The 19,678-nt window shown below is 36.9% G+C and carries 11 protein-coding genes; 5 read left to right on the top strand and 6 right to left on the bottom strand.

Going from position 1 to position 19,678, the window contains the following annotated elements:
- Positions 1–69: 69 nt before the first annotated feature.
- From AADJ06_RS03720 to AADJ06_RS03705, 4 genes are all read right to left on the bottom strand, one after another.
- Entirely contained in the window at positions 70–1,641 is a 1,572-nt protein-coding gene (locus AADJ06_RS03720) for a RagB/SusD family nutrient uptake outer membrane protein (RefSeq protein WP_341225060.1), read from the bottom strand.
- A gap of 19 nt (positions 1,642–1,660) precedes the next feature.
- Positions 1,661–4,738: a TonB-dependent receptor gene (locus AADJ06_RS03715; RefSeq protein WP_341225059.1), complete on the bottom strand. Its 3,078-nt coding sequence runs from the start codon at positions 4,736–4,738 to the stop codon at positions 1,661–1,663.
- Positions 4,739–5,396: 658 nt separating this feature from the next.
- Positions 5,397–6,329 carry an aldo/keto reductase gene (locus AADJ06_RS03710; RefSeq protein WP_341225058.1) on the bottom strand — a complete coding sequence of 311 codons (933 nt, stop codon included), beginning with the start codon at positions 6,327–6,329 and terminating at the stop codon, positions 5,397–5,399.
- A gap of 245 nt (positions 6,330–6,574) precedes the next feature.
- On the bottom strand, positions 6,575–7,417 hold the full coding sequence (locus AADJ06_RS03705) for an AraC family transcriptional regulator (protein ID WP_341225057.1): 843 nt from the start codon (positions 7,415–7,417) through the stop codon (positions 6,575–6,577).
- A 155-nt stretch (positions 7,418–7,572) separates the two neighbouring features.
- Between AADJ06_RS03705 and AADJ06_RS03700 the strand changes: the two genes are divergently transcribed.
- The 5 genes from AADJ06_RS03700 to AADJ06_RS03680 are packed head-to-tail and all read left to right on the top strand — an operon-like array spanning position 7,573 to position 15,560.
- Positions 7,573–10,818, top strand: coding sequence for a DUF1553 domain-containing protein (locus tag AADJ06_RS03700; RefSeq protein WP_341225056.1), 3,246 nt, complete (start codon positions 7,573–7,575; stop codon positions 10,816–10,818).
- 1 nt (position 10,819) lies between these two features.
- Positions 10,820–12,337 carry a DUF1501 domain-containing protein gene (locus tag AADJ06_RS03695; RefSeq protein WP_341225055.1) on the top strand — a complete coding sequence of 506 codons (1,518 nt, stop codon included), beginning with the start codon at positions 10,820–10,822 and terminating at the stop codon, positions 12,335–12,337.
- Positions 12,338–12,349: 12 nt separating this feature from the next.
- The gene (locus AADJ06_RS03690; protein WP_341225054.1) at positions 12,350–13,459 is read left to right on the top strand and encodes a 6-bladed beta-propeller; all 1,110 of its coding nucleotides are present in this window, start codon (positions 12,350–12,352) and stop codon (positions 13,457–13,459) included.
- 1 nt (position 13,460) lies between these two features.
- Positions 13,461–14,840 carry a c-type cytochrome domain-containing protein gene (locus AADJ06_RS03685; RefSeq protein ID WP_341225053.1) on the top strand — a complete coding sequence of 460 codons (1,380 nt, stop codon included), beginning with the start codon at positions 13,461–13,463 and terminating at the stop codon, positions 14,838–14,840.
- 9 nt (positions 14,841–14,849) lie between these two features.
- Complete coding sequence (locus AADJ06_RS03680) at positions 14,850–15,560, top strand: GDSL-type esterase/lipase family protein (protein WP_341225052.1); 711 nt, start codon at positions 14,850–14,852, stop codon at positions 15,558–15,560.
- 43 nt (positions 15,561–15,603) lie between these two features.
- Here AADJ06_RS03680 and AADJ06_RS03675 read toward each other — a convergent pair whose 3' ends face one another.
- Together AADJ06_RS03675 and AADJ06_RS03670 are read right to left on the bottom strand one after the other, a co-directional pair.
- Entirely contained in the window at positions 15,604–16,023 is a 420-nt protein-coding gene (locus AADJ06_RS03675) for a hypothetical protein (RefSeq protein ID WP_341225051.1), read from the bottom strand.
- A 2-nt stretch (positions 16,024–16,025) separates the two neighbouring features.
- On the bottom strand, positions 16,026–19,622 hold the full coding sequence (locus AADJ06_RS03670) for a TIR domain-containing protein (RefSeq protein WP_341225050.1): 3,597 nt from the start codon (positions 19,620–19,622) through the stop codon (positions 16,026–16,028).
- Positions 19,623–19,678 lie beyond the last annotated feature (56 nt).

The raw sequence follows: 19,678 nt of genomic DNA, 5'->3' as shown, positions 1-19,678 counted from the left end.
ACAAAAAAAAATCCATCTCAAAAAGAGATGGATTCTAATGCCATTTAAGATGCTTGGCTATACCTAATTTTAGTTATAACCCGGATTATGTTGGAAATTCGGATTTGCATCAATTTCGTTTTGAGGTATATCAATATACTCTCTACCAGGCTGGTATGCCCCAGTTCCGCTACTAGAAGATTTCAATTCAGGATGGTCTACTAGTCTTTCCTTAACTAGTCCCCATCTTAACAAATCGTGGTATCTAGTTCTTTCTAGAGAAAGCTCTTTTACACGCTCATCTTCAATATCTTTCATGGTCATTGAAAGGTCAAATGCAGGCATATTGGCCCGTGCTCTTACCAAGTTTACAGCATCTACAGCAGCCTGGGTAGCGGCCCCGCCATTCCAGCCACCTACTTCAGCCTCTGCATACATCAGCAGTACATCAGCATAACGCATTAGTCTTAGGTTGTTTCCTGACTGGTGCCATCCTTCTGCTTGAGAGCCAGTATAACCTTGTTTTACGTCTAGGTGTTTGCTAGCATAAATAGTATTTCTACCATCATTATAAACTTCTTTATAAGATTTGCCCAAGTACGTACTTGACTTTAACTCTCTACCTTGGTAAGTAGTAGTTTCATCAGTATCCCAAAACAGCGTTTCAAAAGCACGAGGATCTATTTGGTCATCCACTGTTTTTTCATCCAAGAAAAGCTCTAAAGTCCACTTATTTATCTGCATTCCGTCTTGTCCAGTAAAACCAGCTGGTGACAAATCTGGATGAAAAGCAGCTCCTTTTCCTGTTCCTGCGGCGTCTCCACCCCAGCCTTGATTTCCGTCAGCTATAAACTGAATTTCAAAAATTGACTCAGAATTATTCTCAGCATCTTCTGTGAAGTTATCTCCATAATCAGCAGTAAGGCTATATAGGCCGCTATCCATCACTTTTTTTAGTTCTGTTTTGGCATTGGTATAATCTTCTAGATAAAGATATGCCTTACCTAAGAAAGATGTGGCTGCCCCCCAAGTAGCTCTTCCCAAATTAGAAGAATCCCAATTTTGAGGTAAAAGACCTTGAGCCGCTTTAAAGTCAGCTACTACCTGATTCCAAGTTTCTTCTGGTGCTGCTTGTGCTATAGCCTCTGGGTCAGCTATTTCTGAGAAAGGAAGTGTTATTAAAGGTACATTTCTCCAGTTATTAACCAGTTGGAAATAATGATACCCTCTCAAAAAGTAAGCCTCTCCCAAAATAGCATCCTTCATGCTTTGGTCCATTTCAATGTTTGGTACATTAAAAATAACCTCGTTTGCTCTAGTAATAGCTTGATAGTGTGTACTCCACACCCAAAAAGTACCATTACTGGTAGAAATACCATTAAATGCCCCAACGGCAGTACGTTCAGATGTTCCGTATGCGTTTACTACATCATCTCTATAATCTGAAACAAAAATCTCAAACCTTGAATAGTTCCAAATATGAGTGAAAGGACTGTAGGCTCCTAATATTCCTTTGGTGGCATCTTCCGAAGTATTCCAAAAAGACTTTGGCGTAATGGCATTCGGATTACTCTGCTCTAGTATGTCTTCATTACAGGAATAGAAAATTCCCGTACTAAGCAGCATAAAGGCTGCCGATGTTATTTTCCAATTTATTTTCATAATGTTATAATAATTCGTTTTAAAAATTAACCTGTAATCCTATTTGATAGTTTTTCGGCATTGGATAAGCTCCTTCGTCTACGCCTTCATTAAATAATCTAGGATTACCTCTGGTATTACTACCTACTTCAGGATAGTAGCCTGTGTACTTTGTAAGTGTCATCAGGTTTTGACTACTCACATAAATCCTTGCACTGGTCATTCCTATTTTAGCTAAAGTTTCATTAGCAATGCTATAACCTATTTGCACATTTTTAAGTCTAAAGAAAGAACCGTCTTCTAAATAGAAATCCGAGAACCTTCTATTATAACCTGGGTCTGTTTGCGTGTTTCTTGGAACATCGGTGTCAGTATTTGACGGCGTCCAACCGTTTAAAGCATCTGCCAAATAATTACCCTCTGTGTCAAAATAACCTCTGTATCTAGTTCCATTAAGTATCTCATTGCCAGCCACTCCATCAAAAAGGAAGGTCATGTCAAAGTTTTTATACTCTCCTGAAAAGTTTAAACCGTACATAACACCAGGGGCTGGATTTCCTATGTAAGTTTGGTCAGCATTGTCAACTTTACCATCGCCATTAATATCTTTGAACTTTAAGTCACCAGCTCTAGGTTGATTAAAATCATTTGCGGCTGTAGCCTCTTCGTCTGTTTGGTAAATACCATCCGTTACAAATCCGAAAAATGCTCCAATAGGGTGACCAACATCTGTTTTAGTGGAGCTTAGTCCGTTAGATGTAAATTGCCCTTGAATAATTGGCGTAGCTCTTCCCAAAGCGATCACTTCGTTTTTCAATGTTGTAAAGTTTGCACTTACAGAGTACTTAAAGTCCGAACCAAAATTGTTATAATAATTAGCTTGGAACTCAAAACCATTATTCTTCACACTCGCCGTATTAAACGGAACTGCATTTCCAAAACCAGTATATAGCGGTAAAGACAAAGCCACTAACACATCTTCAGACATCTTATTGAAGTAGTCCATTGTGAACTGAAGTTTGTTTTGAAGCATGTTAAACTCTAAACCAATATCGGTAGTCTTGGTAGTTTCCCAAGTAATATTTGGGTTCACACCTTTTGTGATAGAATATCCTTGAAACCTTGTTTGACCAGCACCTATGATGTAATCAGAGTTAAGGTTCAATTCAGGGTCTATGGCATAAGCACTTACGTTATTTGAACCTATTTCACCATAACTAGCTCTTAACTTAAGATTGGAAATGGCGGTTACATTTTTCATAAACGACTCATTACTAACATTCCAACCTACAGCTGCAGATGGAAAAGTTCCCCATCTTAAGTCTTCTCTAAACAAAGAAGAACCATCTCTTCTTAAAGTAGCTGTTAAAAGGTATTTGTTGTCAATAGTAACATTGGCACGACCAAAATATGATATAAGACCAGTTTCGTAAGCGTTAGAAGGAGCCTGAGCTCTATCAGATGCCGCAGATGCCACTCTAATATCATTACTTGGAAAGTTTCTAGCTACTATTCCTAATGAACGCCCTTTACCTACTTGCGAAGAATAACCACCTAATACGTCAACCTTAGTTTTTCCTAAAGTTTTGAAATAGTTTAAAGTATGCTCAGTAAGTACGGATAAAAAGTTAGAATTTGTCTCCTTTAGCTCCGCAAAAGGCTTATTTCCTAATGGTGTATCATTGTGTTTATATTCTGGCGTAAAAGTATAATTATTACCATTTGACATGTCTAAACCAACGTTAAATCTATATTTCAAGCCTTCAACTATTTCAAGCGTAGCATCTACATTTCCTAATAAACCGTTTGTGGTAACAGTTCTGTCCTCTATTGTGGCTAAGCCCAAAGAGTTAATTAAGTTTCCTACCCCTGAATAATTACCTAAACTTATAGTTTGTCCTTCAGGAACGTTTGTTCCTGTGAACTCGCCGTTCTCATCATAAATAGGTACCGTAGGAATTAAATCTCTCTCACGCGAAAAATAATTATTAGGATTGTTAACAGAGCGATTTACTCCTAAAGTCTGCTGTAATTTGAATTTCCCCTTCGAGTAACTTGAATTAACTCTAATGTTTGTACGTGAGAAATCTGACTCTTTTACAATACCCACTTGGTCCATGTGATTGATGGAGAAATTCATGGTCGTGTTTTTTGAACCACCACCTATACTTAAACCAATATTTGAAATTGGAGCATTCCTTAAGCTTTCGTTTTGAATATCAGAATCAATATTTGGATTGAACTCCGCATCGTTAGATGGGAACCTTGGATTACCATCATTATCTCTAGCTCTGTTTACTATGTCTGCATATTGACGAGCGTTTGCCCAGTCTATTAAATTTGCAGCCTTTTGAATACCCGTGCTCGCATTAAAATTGATGCTTAAATCACCGCTTTTACCCTTCTTGGTAGTTACTATTATTACGCCATTAGCAGCTCTAGAACCGTAAATAGCTGTAGCAGAAGCATCTTTAAGAACAGATACACTCTCAATATCCTGAGGATTCAAAGAACCCATTCCGCCAGTAAGCATTCCGTCAATAACATACAATGGTCCTGCATCAGATAGTGTTCCAGAACCCCTAATCGTAATTTTCATTGGAGAGTCTGGAGAACCACCTTGTGGCGAAACTCTAACACCTGCCATTCTACCCTGGAGAGTTCCTGCTGCGTTTGAAGTGGCAAATTTGCCTAATTCCTCAGCGTCTACGGAGCTTACAGAACCAGTCATATCGCTCTTTTTCTGACTTCCGTAACCTATTACCACAACCTCGTTTAGGGCATTGGCATCTTCTGCCAGTGCCACATTAATAATAGATTGATTTCCTACTACTACCTCTTGGTCTATATATCCTATATAACTAAAGACCAACTTAGCGTCCGCACCACTAACAGTAATTTTAAAATTTCCATCTAAATCCGTCATAACTCCATTACTAGAGCCACTTTGAAGAACACTAGCACTTGGCAAACCTGATTTATCTGCGGCAGATGTAATCTTACCAGTAATCTGTCTTGACTGTCCGAAAGACTGCCCAATAAACAAACTCAAGATAACTGTGGTCATAGGTACCACTTTCATCCAGAGCTTTCGAAATTCATGTAACTTTCTACTCATAGTAAAGAATATTTTGGTTGTTTTTTAATTCTAAACCCAGTCCGATTAGCTCACAACTGTTTCTCAATGCACAAGAAACTCTTAAAGTATTTCGGAGAAGATTCAACTATACAAAATTCTATTATTTATAAGAATCAGTCTATTCATCAAAAAGCATAAGACAATACTATTTTACCATCACACTTTAATTATAGCAATTGAACTTAAAGCAGATAGTCATGGATAATCTTTGTAACAAAAGCTCATATAATACTTTAAACCTGTTTCATCTGTTTTCTAACAGGACAAAGAAGGGGTGCAATGAATGTCAAAGTTGTACCATTTAAAGTTTACAAAATATCAAATAATCCAATATATTATAATTTTATAAGGATTTTATCTAACAAATCACATATTTTCTTTTTGTATTCAAAGCGAAGAAGTCAGTTTTGGTTTCAAAGGGAAAACATAACATCACATTGGCCTTAAAACACCCAAGCAAAGCCAATAAAGTATTACATTTTACTCATTCTGTTCAATGTATCTGAAAAACATGGTAAATTCATTCCTGTAAGCGAGCCACCCAAACAATTACATAAATTGAAAAATAAGACATAAAAAAAGGATGAATTCTCAATAGAAATTCATCCTCTCACAGATTAGTATACAGCAAAGACACTTACTTAATAATCTCCACTATTTCATTGAAAATTGAATGCGGTAAAACTCCAATTTTCCAATCGGATATCGTCGATTTAATTTGTTCTATTTTACGGGCACCCATTACTACGCGGTTTGCTTCTTTCATAGAAAAAAGGAAACGCTGAGCCAATGTGGATATTTTCATACCCTCTCTATCGGCAATAGCTTTCACCTTTATGGCATTCTGCACATCTTGTTGAGAAATCCATTCGTCATTTGGTGGATTAGTGACATACTGCTCATATCTGTTTCCTAATAATGAAAAATGCAAGGCTGAGGCGGCATAATACGCCACACCTTCTTTATGGTTGTGCGGCAAATCCTTCTTAAAACCATTTAAATTGCAAGCATCTACATTTAGAAAACCAGAAACTACCTTAAAATTATCAGCCGTAATATATGGCCTGAAAGCATCCGTTGGGTTACCACCTACACCCAAAGAACGAGCATAACCTTTGGCAACAAACCCTTTTAGCGTTTCCAAAACTTCTTCAATCCTATCCATCGGCACCAAATGTGGCTCATGGAGGAACAATAAATCAATATAGTCAAGGCCCAAAGTTTCTAAACTCTCTTCCACACTTTGCTGCATTCTAGCGGCACTATAATCTACTACGGTATCATGTGCACTTTCACTTTTTAGTCTGCCCACCTTGGTTGACACAAAGGGCCTCTCTCCTTTCCATTGTTTCAAAGCTTTGCCTACCACAGTTTCCGACTGATTATAAGAAGGAGAAGTATCCAATGATTTTATACCATTTTCAAAAGCATATAATAAGCAATCTACCGACTCGTCATAATTAGTTTCTCCCCAAACACCGCCTAAACCAGAGCAGCCATATACAAGCCTGGAGCCATGAGTAAAATCAAAATTCTCTTCAGTGATATCTTTCAAATAGGTCGGTTTCATTATTCAATAGTTTCTTTCAAACAGTTCAGATGGAGAACTTTTTAGTATTATATAATAGGTATAGTCTACAAGTAGACTAAATAGGATAATGCAAAATTAGGAAGTCAGAAAATGGACAAATACAGCATGTTTGGCATTTATGTGTATTATTTTGGGATATACATATCAGGAACAATACTACTTAATAGGAAGTACTGAACAGGGATATAAAATACTACTATTCAGTATCTTATATAATTTAACAGCTACACCAAATTTGACGCAAGTCTATACTCAGTGGCTGATTTACCAGAAAGTTTCTTAAAAACTGTTGAAAAGTAAGTCCTATTTTCAAAACCCACTTGATAGGCAATTTCATTTACCGTTAGGTCAGAAAATAACAACAAGTGCTGGGCTTTCTCTATGCGTATCCTATTAATATAAACCAATGGTCTGGCTCCAATATATTTAAGAAATAGCCGGCTAAAATAATCTTCATTATGACTCACTATAGCTGCCAGTTTTTTTACAGAAAGGTCTTTGTCATAGTTTTCATGAATAAAAAGAAGCACCTCCGACATTTTATTAATCCCGCTAAGTTCGGTACGCTCTACCCTATTTTCCGTAACTATAAACCTAGACATAAGCTGCAAAATAATGCCATTGGTTTCCATTAAGCGTGACTCTAAAGATTGGGATATTGGCCTACTCAAAGTTAAATCAAGCCCAACTTTAGGATTAGAATTAACCAAAGCCATATCAGGATTGATGGCCAGCAACCTTTCAAATAAGGCTACTTCAAGCGGACTTACTTTCACCTCAAATAACAGGGTATTCCTTTGTTTCAAAGAAGCCTCAGATTTGAGCACTTCTTCTATGTGAACATATTGCTGCACAAAAAAAGCATCGCAGCTATAATTTGATAAGGTGAAACTCGGTATCAAATACATAAAACCAGTTCTTAACGCTCTAACCTTGTTATCAAAAGTTACTTTAGCCTCCCCCTCACTAATATAATAAAGTCGGTAAAATGGACTCACCACGTTTCTATAATTCCACTTTTCATCTAAACTTACCTTTGCCGTATTGAGTAAAACTAACTCATTCATAATTTAAAAAGCTTTTCATTGTAGCGTATATTTTTTATAAAAATAATACAAAAGTCGGATTTGTTAACAACAAAGTCTCTTTTGATAAATTAGCTTTACCTAAACCGCATTACCTTTATTCTCGAATTATACAACCTATTAAAAACTATTATTTCATGATTGAAATATTTATTAGGCATTTAAAAACTAGTGGAAAAGTATTAGCACTATGCTCGCTGGCCGCCTGTGGGCCAGAGCTTCCTCCTGAGCTAGAACAAGCCATAAATGAGCTCCCAAAAGAACTCGACTATAATATACATGTAAAGCCAATTTTGTCTGATAAATGTTTTGCCTGCCACGGCCCAGATAAAGCCAAACAAAAAGCAGGTTTAAGATTAGACGTGGCAGAAACTTCTTATGCAGAATTGCCTGAAAACCCTGGTAAGGTTGCTATTGACCCGGGAAGTTTAAATGGAAGTGAGATTTTCCACCGAATTACATCTACCGACCCTGATGTGATAATGCCTACCCCAGACTCTCACCTTACACTTTCTGATTATGAAAAAGCGGTATTAATAAAATGGATAGACGAGGGTGCTGAATACAAAGAACATTGGGCTTTTGTAAGGCCGGAAATGCCCAAAGTCCCTTCCGTGAACAATGAGGATTGGGTAAAATCTCCTATTGACAACTTTATTTTAAGTCAATTAGAAGAGAAGAAACTAGCCCCTTCTGCCCAAGCAGATAAAGAGACATTAATAAGACGTGTAACATTTGACCTTACTGGCTTACCTCCTACTTTAGAAGAAATTAAGAATTTCAAAAATGACGATAGCCCAGAGGCATTTGAAAAAATAGTAGACAGACTAATGGCATCGCCTCAGTATGGTGAGCGAATGGCTACAGACTGGCTAGACCTTGCAAGATTTGCTGACACCCACGGCTATACTGTAGACCGTGTAAGAGACATGTCTCCGTATAGAGATTGGGTCATTAAGGCTTTCAATGGGAACAAACCCTACGACCAATTTGTGCACTGGCAGCTGGCTGGAGATTTGATGCCAAACCCCACTAAAGAAATGATTACTGCCACGGCATTTAATCGCAACCACCAGCAAAATATGGAGGGGGGAATTATTGAGGAAGAATTCAAGGCAGAATATGTCATGGACAGGACTAACACCCTTGGAGATGCTTTTTTAGGGCTTTCTGTAGGCTGTGCCAAATGTCACGACCATAAATACGACCCCTTTTCTCAAAAAAACTACTTTGAACTTTTTAGTTTTTTCAACAACGTAAAAGAAGCCGGTCAAATATCGTGGGATGATGCACTTCCTACGCCTACACTTTTACTTCCTACCGAAAAACAAGAAGAGATTATTGGTTTTATTAAAGAACAACTTACCTCCGAAGAATCAAAACTTCAGGACGTAATCACTGCTGGCCAAAAGGACTTCAACAAATGGATAGAAGATGAAAAGTATAGAGCATTAAAAAATGAAACCATTCCTTTGCAGGGGCTTACCGCCAAATACACTTTTGACCAACAAAACCTAAATAATGCCATAAATTCTGGTCAAAAGGGTTTTATGAGTATTGAATCGGGAGCTAGAGAGAAACCAAATTATACGAAATCGCCCAATGGAATGGGCTTAAAAATAAATGGGGACGCATGGCTGAATACTGGTGGAGCTGGTGTTTTTGAAAAGTCAGACCCTTTTAGTGTCTCCTTAAATGTGCTTATTCCAAAGGAATTCACCGAGGGCGTTATTTTTCATAAGGGCATAGCAGAACGCCTTTACAATTTCCGTGGCTATCATATTTATATCAGAAAAGATGGCACCTTAGAAGCTAATTTGGCACATACGGCACCTTCTAATGCTATTCTAAAAGCCAGTCAAGAAGTTATACCAAAAGGTCAATGGATAAACCTAACTATGACTTACGATGGCTCTTCAAAAGCCACAGGGCTTCATGTTTACTTAGATGGAAAAGAATTAGCCTTAAAAACGGAAACTGACGAACTCACTAAGGGAATCCTTTTTAACAGAAAAGAAGTTAGTCAGGAGCCACCCCTTCAAATTGGAGCTTGGGCTAGAGGATATGGTCTAAAAAATGGCTCGGTGGACGATATATTAGTTTACAATAGAGCTTTAATTCCTTTTGAAGTTGGTGTTATTTCCCAATCTCATAAATGGGCTAGCATTGCTAATAAAACACATTCAAATCTCACGAAACAGGAAAAAGAAATCCTACGTCAATACTTCTTTGGGACTATTCATAAACCTGCCTTAAAACAATTGGCTAAGATTCAGCATGAAAGAAAAGCTTTGACAGACTCCACAGAAAAAGTGGAAGAAATCATGATAATGAAAGAAATGGCAGAACCACGCCAAAGCTTTATCATGGAAAGGGGAAGTTATGATGCCAGAGGTGAAGACGTATTCCCGAATACTCCTGAAAGTATATTACCCATGCCTGAGGACTTGCCTAAAAATAGATATGGACTGGCTCAATGGCTAACAAACCCTGAACACCCCTTAACGGCTAGAGTGGCTGTGAACAGAATGTGGCAGAATATTTACGGTACAGGACTAGTCAAAACTGCGGAAGATTTTGGTAACCAAGGCGAACTTCCTTCTCATCCTAAATTACTAGATTACCTAGCCATAAGTTTTATGGAATCAGGCTGGGATGTGAAAAAACTAATAAAGGCGATGGTGATGACTGCCACCTATCAGCAAAACTCCACTGCCACGGAAGAACATCGTGAAAAAGACCTAGAAAACCGCTGGCTGGCTAGGGGGCCTGCAAACAGACTCACGGCTGAAATGATGCGAGACAACGCCTTAGCCGCTTCTGGCTTATTAAAGGAAGACATTGGCGGAAAAAGTGTAAAACCTTATCAGCCTGACGGACTTTGGGAAATTAATAATACAACTTACACGGCAGACACCACAGACGCCGTGTACCGCAGGAGCTTGTACGTTCTCATAAAACGCTCTGTCCCTAATCCTACGCTTGCCACCTTTGATGGAAACTCTAGGAGTTATTGTGTTATAAGGCGACAAAAAACGAATACGCCTTTACAAGCTTTGGTTACTTTAAATGACCCGACCTATGTAGAAGCCTCGAAAGTTTTAGGAGAACAAATGTGTAAGATTTCGGACCCTAAAAAGGCTATTTCTACTGCCTATATGAAACTTACGGGTAAGTCGCCGCAGGCGGAAGAACTCGAAATATTATTAGATGTCAGAAATAAGGAAATAGAGAATTTCAAAAAACATCCAGCAAAAACAAAAGGCTGGCTGCAAGCGGGGTATTATCAAGTTGATAAGAATATGGAGCCCTATTTAATAGCCTCCAATGCCGTAGTGGCAAACCTTATAATGAATTCTGACGCCACCTTAATGAAAAGATAAAATGAGCCATCATCATCACAAAGACTTTAGCATAGATTCGCCAGATTTTGGTGAATTGAATAAGAAAATTGATAGGAGAAACTTCCTCAACAAAACCTCGCTAGGCTTAGGTACCTTGGCACTAGGCTCTCTGTTTGGTTTTGATAAGTTGAACTCAAAACCCCAAGCGAGTACCGGCGTAATTTCTGATGAAGAAATGCAGCAGCAAATTTTGGCTAGTATTCCTCACTTTGCACCCAAAGCAAAACGAGTGGTTTATATGTTTATGAGTGGTGGGCCGTCTCAGTTTGAAACATTTGACTATAAGCCAAAACTTGTAGATATGATGGGCCAAGACCTGCCTGAATCTGTAAGAGGTGGGCAGCGGTTAACAGGAATGAGTGCTTCACAAAGTAGCTTACCCATAGCTCCATCTTTCACAGGCTTTAAGAAACATGGCGAATCTCAAACATGGGTTAGTGATTTGCTACCGCATACCGCACAAGTGGTAGACGATTTATGCATTGTAAAATCAGTTTATACAGAGCATATAAACCATGACCCTGCTATTACTTTCTTCCAGACAGGTCATCAGCTTCCGGGTAGGCCTTCTATAGGGTCTTGGATGAGTTATGGCTTGGGTTCCGACAATGAAAACTTACCCTCTTTTATAGTTTTGGTGTCAAAAAATGGAGGAAAAGACCAGCCACTTTATTCTAGATTATGGGGCAACGGCTTTTTACCAACCGAGCATCAAGGCGTACAGTTTAGAGCAGGAAAAGACCCTGTGTTATTCCTGAACAACCCTGAGGGTTACGATGGACAAGACAGAGAAGAAATGCTGGGATACCTGAAAAAGATAAACCAATTTCAAAATGAAGCCATTAATGACCCTGAAATTGATGCTAGAATAGCACAATACGAAATGGCCTTTAGAATGCAGACCTCTGTTCCTGAAGTAATGGATACTGCCGGAGAATCTGAAGAGACTTTTGATATGTATGGCCCAGATAGTAGAGACTCTGGTTCTTATGCGGCGAATTGTCTTTTGGCTAGAAAACTCTTAGAAAAAGATGTGAAATTTATCCAATTATATCACCAGGGTTGGGACCATCACGGCGGCCTACCGGGAGGCATTACACATCAATGTAAAAACACTGACCAAGCCACAGCCGCTTTTATCAAAGATTTAAAACAGCGTGGCTTATTAGAAGACACATTGGTTATTTGGGGTGGTGAGTTTGGCAGAACAGCCTACTCCCAAGGAAAACTCACCAAAACAAACTACGGAAGAGACCATCACCCTAGATGCTTTACCATGTGGATGGCGGGTGCTGGTGTCAAAAAAGGATTTTCTTACGGAGAAACGGACGACTTTAGTTACAATATCACAAAAGACCCTGTGCACGTACATGATTTTCATGCTACGCTAATGAAACTGACCGGCATGGACCACGAAAGACTAACTTTTAAGTCTCAAGGAAGACGTTTCAGACTTACCGACGTACACGGAAAAATAGTAAATGACATACTAAGCTAATATTTAAACCCTATGCAAAAAAGACGAAATTTCATAAAGAACACTACACTTCTAGGAGCCATTGCTGCAATTGGCTCGCCTATCAAAAGCTTTGGTATTTTACATCAAAACTTAGAGGACGAAACCATCATAGGCCACGGTGATTTTAAATATAAGGTAGATAAAGGCTGGGCGAAATTAAGCGTAAGCTATAACCCACTTTTAAACTGTCATGAGATGGTTCAAGACAGCCAAGGCCGCCTTATTATGATAGGTGACCATACCAATAACAACATCTTGATTTTTGATAAATCCGGAAAACTTCTTGACTCTTGGGGTCATGCATTTCCTGGTGGTCACGGACTATCTATAGGTAAAGACCAAGGGGAAGATTTTTTACTAATTACAGACTGCGGCTGGTTCCAAAACAAAACTGGGGGCTATGAAAAACAGGCAGGCCAGATAGTAAAAACAGATTTAGAAGGTAGGCTGCATTTTGCTCTCGGACATCCTAAAACCATTGGAATTTACCGAGATGACGAACCTTTTATGCCGACGGAAACTGCTGTAGCTCCAAACGGTGACATTTATGTAGCCGACGGTTATGGCAGTGATTATATTATTCAATACAGTAGTAATGGAGAATATATCAGGCATTTTGGTGGGCATCATAATGAAAACAAAGAGCACAATTTATCCAATGCTCATGGTGTGGCTATTGATACTAGAAATCCAACAAAACCTACTTTGATTTGCACCTCAAGAAATGAAAACTGCTTTAAAGTCTTCACCTTAGATGGTAAATTTATAGAAAGAATTGACCTACCGGGAATGCATGTTTGCAGACCTGTACTTCATGGGCAAAATATATATGCCGGTGTGTGCTGGAGTAAAGATGAAGAAGGAAAAACAAACTGGGGCGACTCTGGGTTTGTAACTATTCTAGACCAAAACAACAAGGTTATAAGTAATCCTGGTGGTCAAGCTCCGCAATACGCTAATGGCAAACTTCAAGCCACCACAAATCTTAAGAATCCTGTTTTTGCTCATGGACATGACGTTTGCATAGACGAGGACGACAGTATTTATGTATGCCAATGGAACGCCAATCATACGGCTCCAGTGAAATTAACTCGCGTTTAACATGATCTTATTGGATTTAGGTACTTTTTTAGGTAGGCTGCACCCGCTAGTGGTTCATTTGCCTATTGGTTTTTTACTCTTAGCTGGTATTTTTCATTTAGCCACGTATTTCCCGAAGTATGATATGTTTGGCAAAGCGACTGAACTCTCCTTGCTTTTAGGTGGACTTTCAGGCGTTTCGGCTTGTATTTTGGGCTGGATTCTTTCTAACTCTGGAGACTATGCTTATCAATTATTAGAAAATCATAAACTAAGCGGAATAGGTCTTACAGTTTTAAGTTTGCTGCTATTTTTCTTTCTTACAGACAAGGGAAAGTCTATAATAACATTACCTAAAAAGGTCTTATCAGTACTCTTCTTAAGCATAATAGGCTTAATGAGCTATGCGGGACACCAGGGCGGAAACCTTACGCATGGCACAGAATATTTAACACTAGCCACCTTAACCGAAACCAAAAGAGAAATACCAGAGAAAATAGAAGACGTGTTGATTTTTGAAGATTTGGTACAACCGATTCTTGACAAAAAATGTACGCAATGCCACCAGTCTGGAAAGAAAAAGGGGGAATTGGTGCTTAGCTCCTATGAAGACATCATGAAAGGAGGCAAAAATGGTGCGGTGTTAAACGTAGGAAATATAGATGAAAGTGAATTAATAAGAAGAGTTACTTTAGAAAAGGAACACGAAGAATTTATGCCAACCGATGGCAAAACTCCCCTAACTGAAGGCGAGCTTGCGATATTAAAATGGTGGATAAACAATGAAGCCGTAAATAAAGATATATCCTTTTTAAGCTTAGAAAGTCACGGAGAAGTGCTAGATAATGTGGAAGTATATCTTGGCTACAAGAAAGCTGCAACTGGAAGTGATTCGCACGGAGGAGCCATTTCAGAAACTTACAATCCGAATATTCCTACGAATGTTGATTTAAGTTTACTTCCAGAAATTGAGAAAGGCGGTTTTACTTATCGCGTGATGAATCATGAGCCATTAATGCTTGATATAGCTATTGATAGAAACAGAACCTCGCCAAAAATTGACCTTAAAGAGCTTTTGCCTTTGGCCAAAAATATAATATGGCTTAATCTGACGGATGCTGCTATTTCTAGTGCAGATTTTGAAAGTCTTAGTCAAATGGAGAACCTAGAAAAACTAAAGCTGAATGGCACTAAGATAGATGACGAATCCCTTAAAAATATAGCCCCTCTAAAATATCTGAATGCCCTTAACCTTAATGATACTCAGGTTAGTGATAAAGCTTTAGAAGTCTTTAAAGACCATAAAGGCCTCAAGCATATTTATGTATGGCGTACTAAAGTAAACAAAGAGGCAGCAGATAAATTTAATAAAGAAAATAGCGGTATCGAGATTATTTTATAGCTTATGAGCATGAAAAGAAGAACGTTTCTTATGACGGGATTATCCGCTCTTAGCTTGCAAGCCTTGGCAAATAGTGAGAAAAAGAAAATTGCCTTTATAGGCGACAGCATCACCTTTAGCGGTGGCTACATTGACTACCTGAGCGAAAAACCTGAAATCTCATCTAAGTTTGAATTAATAAACTTTGGCAAAAACAGCGAAACAGTTTCTGGCCTTTCAGAAGCTATTCATGACCCGAGAAGACCTTTACTTTTTGATAGATTAAATAGCATTTTGGCAGAAGGTCCTTTTGACATTTGCTTCCTGTATTATGGCATAAATGATGGTATTTATAGCCCATTTGACCCAAAACGTTTTAAGGCGTACAAGAAAGGAATTGCGAAAGCTGTTAAAATCATTGCTAAAACGGGTGCTAAAGTAATCTTACTTACTCCCACCTCTTTCATGGAAACCGGTATGAAACCGAATGGCGGTTTAGCATTAGACAGCTACAGCTATAAAAAGCCTTACTTTAAATATGATTCGGAGGTTATCAGCAAGTATGCAGCGTTTATCTCTAACTACAAAAGCAGCCAAGTTTTCAAAACGATAGATACCTACCATCCGGTTTTAGGTAACTCAAGTATTTCTTTCGGGAAAGACCGTATTCATCCGTTACCAGCAGGGCATAAGGTTATTGCGGAAACTATTTTGAAAGAGATTGATTGGTCAGGGCTTTAACAAGAATTCTGTTATTAGAATACTATAAACCAAGACATTTGGTCTAATGCTCTAAATACCAACCGATAGCCGCTGCAACAAGAAATAGTAAACCATAAAACGGCCAAACAGATTTTGACCAAAATTGATAGAATATATGAAGGTTACCAGCTGGACTTTCCATATCATAAACATTTTTCATCTCTAATCCTCCATCTTTATATTTTGCCTTTAGAGCACTGTATTCTTGCCTGTAAAAAGTTTCTAAAGCTAAATAATACATATCAATATACATCAAAGGCAAAATGGGCAGCACTAAGATAAACCATGGCAAAGCCAAAGTCTTAGAACTAAAAACTAATAGGGCCGAAACTAAACTTAGACACCAAGTCTTAGCATTTCGGCTATTCTCCGACATTCGTTTACTAAGTTCCTGAAGAGTATCAAATTGATGGTGTAGGGCTACTTGTAGTATTAGATCCATATTTAATCATTTTGAATTATTTCTCTTATTTTCTTTACAAATTTCAACCACATCGCATCTCGTTCATTAGAAGTATATTCTCCAATAATTACTTGACTTTTTTCGTCATGACCTTCTGGTCTTTGTGTTATTACTTTGCCTTTGTCAGGAGCATTCCAATCCCCTAATTTCTCACCTTTATTCCCTATAGGCATTGCCTCCCAATCACATGGTCTAATAATTATCGGAATAATGGTTTTTCCGTGGTCAAGGGCATAAGGAAACTCTTCTTCAAAAATGTATTTTACATTTAAAAAGTGCCTACTGATTAAACAAATGAACAAATCGCATTCAACGATTTTTTGTTTAATAACTGTATCGAATTTGCTCCCACTTTCAATATCCCTATCATCAAAAGTCTCAACTAAATCCTGATTTTTCAGCGTTGCTAAATGGCTTTTAAATTCTTCTTTATAAACTTCATCAAATTTTGAGTAGGAAATAAATATTTTCTTCATTTTGAGCTTTTTGCGTTCTTCTGGGCTTAAGAAAATCCTAAAGTCTCCTTTTCTAAATAATTCGTTTTCGTATTGGATCAACGCCGTCCCTTTTCCATCTAAAATAAACTGATTGTCGGCAACTAAGTCTTGATAGTTAACACGCTTTTTATTTTTATTAAAAACCAGCTTTTCAATATTTCTAAGGTTGTCCCCTTCATATTCTACCAATTCATCTAATTGATTATGTATTTTTTCAAAAAACTCATCCTTCACACCAAAAAGTGCATGATTATAAACTTTTATTTTAGGGGATGGCTCTAATTCAAATTTAATATGGAGAAGATTTTTTTTAACCAAACTTTGACCCTCTTTGCTTGACTGTTTTTCGTAAAGAAAAACATATCCTTTTTTCAGAACATATTTCCACCCATCTTCTAGCAATGAATTATCCTTAGAAAACGCAATGACAATTTTGGTGAATATATTACTATGAAAATGAGCCTTAAATATATATTCTACCATTGGAACACTAAAAGTCTCCACCAGCAACTCTTCTGAAACGGATAACTTATTACTTAAAAAGGCAGGTGCCAGAAAATGATTTTCTTTAGTTTCAAAGACAATTTCATTTTCTAGCATAAAATTAACTATAAACTGAATTTCTTTTGAACCTAAACCTGAGCCTTTTAGTCTATCGTCAATATCTTTGCTATTAAAATAGCCATCCTTTTCATTTTTAAGTATCTGGAAAATATAGGAGTTAAACTTCTCAATATTTGTTATTACAAAACCCTTTAAGCTACCTTCTTTATTATAAATTATGTCATTTGTATTCTGTGCAAAATCTAGCGAAACCTCTATCCATTCTTCACTCTTATCTGGATACGAAATACTAACTTTTTCAATAATACCTTTTGGATTCCCTTTCAAGGTTTTCAAAAACGCATATCGCGACTTCGATAGAGACGTTTTTACTTTAGTCTCGTCCTTCAACGCACCCACAAAGCCTTTTTTAAATTTAAGCCGCTCTCTATCAATATTATCTCTCCTCTTTTCAAAGTCAAAAGAATTCGAAACATTTAAAACCAGTACTTTTTCATATTCTTTCTCGAGGTCTTTTAAGTTAAGGTTTTGTTTGATAGGGGTTTCTCCCGTGCTTGATATTGTTGAATAGATATTCTGAATAATATTTGTTTTAACCCCTTTTTCCTTCGGATTCTCATTTTTAAAGGCATACTTTTTTATACTATCTAGCCAATAATTTAAAGTATAGAGCGATTCTCCTTTATTATTAATAGAATATTCATCTTTAATATCACTTCTATATATAACTAAATATTTAGTGTCAGATTGAGTAAAATAAGGCCAATGCGTACTATGGTAATAATCTTGTCCACCAAAATCATAAACTTTCAAAATAAACTCTGGTGCGTTGTTTTTATCTAAATACTCTATCGAAGAAATATTAACACCATGTGTACTTTCACCATCCTTGGATTTCATTTTGTACCTTTTTGTATGACAATTTAGGATATCAAAAAAAGTAGTTTTGCCAGCCTGTGTATTCCCTAATAAAATAATTTTAATCTGCTTAAAACTAATTTCATCTTCCTTAATGTGTTCATCGAAATATTTTTGTAGTAGTTTGAGCTTCTCCTTTGGCTCCTTATTATCTAAATATCCGAACAAACCTTCTTCTATTGGATTCTCATTTATATATATACCAGATTCTCCGAAGTTAGTGTATTTGATTCGTGAAATTCTTAAAGTATTAGGTTTTCCTTTCTCATCAAATATAAATGTCAATAATTCATTTGTTGAAATCTGATTACATCCTAAAAAAGCATATTCCAATTTTGCTAAACTTTCCAAGAAACCTAGCTTAGTTAAACTGCAACTTTCCAATGATAAAGAAATTAGGTTTTGAGGTAAGTAAGCTGTTTGTAAATCATCAAAGCCTTTAATGCTTGAACCATGAAACAGTTTTAGCTCTTTTAATTCTTTTAAGTGTCTAAAATGTTCTATTCTTCTGTTTCCAGAAACATCTAGGCTTATTAAGTTTGGTGTGTATTTTAAGAAAACCAATGAATCTAAGTCTATAGAATTTAAATAGAGCGACCTTAAGTTGCTCAGTTCCTTAAGTTTCTCAAGTTCTTTAGACTGAATAGAATTATGGTTTACACGTGTTTTTTTATGGTAATAAGATTCCTCCCAAATAAGAGGACCAAATGAGTCTATTTTATTAGGAAAATATGCTCCTAAACATAAATGTTCTATGCTTTTAATCTCTAAAATAGATTCGGGAATTTTCTCTAAATTCAAATGCCCTAAATCAAGAAAATATATAAAGTCTTCTTGACTTAATTTATAACTATTCGCTAATTGAATTCGTGAAACATTTGGTCTATTAATATTTATTTCATCCTCTAAACTTCTTATTAATTCTTTTGCTACTAATTTCCTAACATTCAAGTCATTCCCTTCAAAAAATACTTCATCAATTCCTTTTAGGGCTTCCAAGCCTAAAACAAAATGTAAATTAGGGCAAGTATGAAAAGTGAAAACACCTTTATTTCTAAAGGTGTTTTTCGTCATATTTATGTTTTGTAAATTAGGGAAATCCGCATTTTGCAAACTAAAAGCGTCCAAATTTGAATAAGACAAATCAATCCATTTCAGTTTATTAAATTTACCATTTAGGTCCACAGTTTTTAACAATGAGCAATGAGAGGCCTCAAAAGTTTCAAGAACTGGCATATTTTTTAACTCGACATAAGTTAAAAGCTTATTCTCTGATAAGTAAAGAAATTCTAAGTCACCGAAGACATAAATAAGCGTCTTAAAACTTTCAATCTGACTTCTACCAAAATATAGAACCCTTGCCTTGGAAACTATTTCATTATACGTCGTAAGAAATTCCATCCAGTCAAAGCCAGAACTAGTGTCATCGGACAAATGCAGACCAAACAGCTCCTCATCCCAATAGTATCGTAAATCGGGTTCAATAATTTTTGAAGTTTCTCCATCCTTATCAAACTCAACTCTTCCTTTTGAAATTTTGAGTTCTTCTATTTTCTTTATTTCAGTAAATCCCTGATTCTTTAAAAATTTTATCTCCATTTCTTTAAATGTATTCTTATAATTTGAGCGGATAATAAAAAATAGAATATATATAC

Source organism: uncultured Arcticibacterium sp., from assembly GCF_964021845.1.
GTDB lineage: Bacteria > Bacteroidota > Bacteroidia > Cytophagales > Spirosomataceae > Arcticibacterium.
Note: the sequence above shows the minus strand (reverse complement) of the source record. Positions and strands in the feature narration are given on the sequence as shown.

Coding starts and splice junctions, on each gene's coding strand:
- AADJ06_RS03720 (WP_341225060.1), bottom strand. CDS start 1,641: ATGAAAATAAATTGGAAAATAACATCGGCAGCCTTTATGCTGCTTAGT.
- AADJ06_RS03715 (WP_341225059.1), bottom strand. CDS start 4,738: ATGAGTAGAAAGTTACATGAATTTCGAAAGCTCTGGATGAAAGTGGTA.
- AADJ06_RS03710 (WP_341225058.1), bottom strand. CDS start 6,329: ATGAAACCGACCTATTTGAAAGATATCACTGAAGAGAATTTTGATTTT.
- AADJ06_RS03705 (WP_341225057.1), bottom strand. CDS start 7,417: ATGAATGAGTTAGTTTTACTCAATACGGCAAAGGTAAGTTTAGATGAA.
- AADJ06_RS03700 (WP_341225056.1), top strand. CDS start 7,573: ATGATTGAAATATTTATTAGGCATTTAAAAACTAGTGGAAAAGTATTA.
- AADJ06_RS03695 (WP_341225055.1), top strand. CDS start 10,820: ATGAGCCATCATCATCACAAAGACTTTAGCATAGATTCGCCAGATTTT.
- AADJ06_RS03690 (WP_341225054.1), top strand. CDS start 12,350: ATGCAAAAAAGACGAAATTTCATAAAGAACACTACACTTCTAGGAGCC.
- AADJ06_RS03685 (WP_341225053.1), top strand. CDS start 13,461: ATGATCTTATTGGATTTAGGTACTTTTTTAGGTAGGCTGCACCCGCTA.
- AADJ06_RS03680 (WP_341225052.1), top strand. CDS start 14,850: ATGAAAAGAAGAACGTTTCTTATGACGGGATTATCCGCTCTTAGCTTG.
- AADJ06_RS03675 (WP_341225051.1), bottom strand. CDS start 16,023: ATGGATCTAATACTACAAGTAGCCCTACACCATCAATTTGATACTCTT.
- AADJ06_RS03670 (WP_341225050.1), bottom strand. CDS start 19,622: ATGGAGATAAAATTTTTAAAGAATCAGGGATTTACTGAAATAAAGAAA.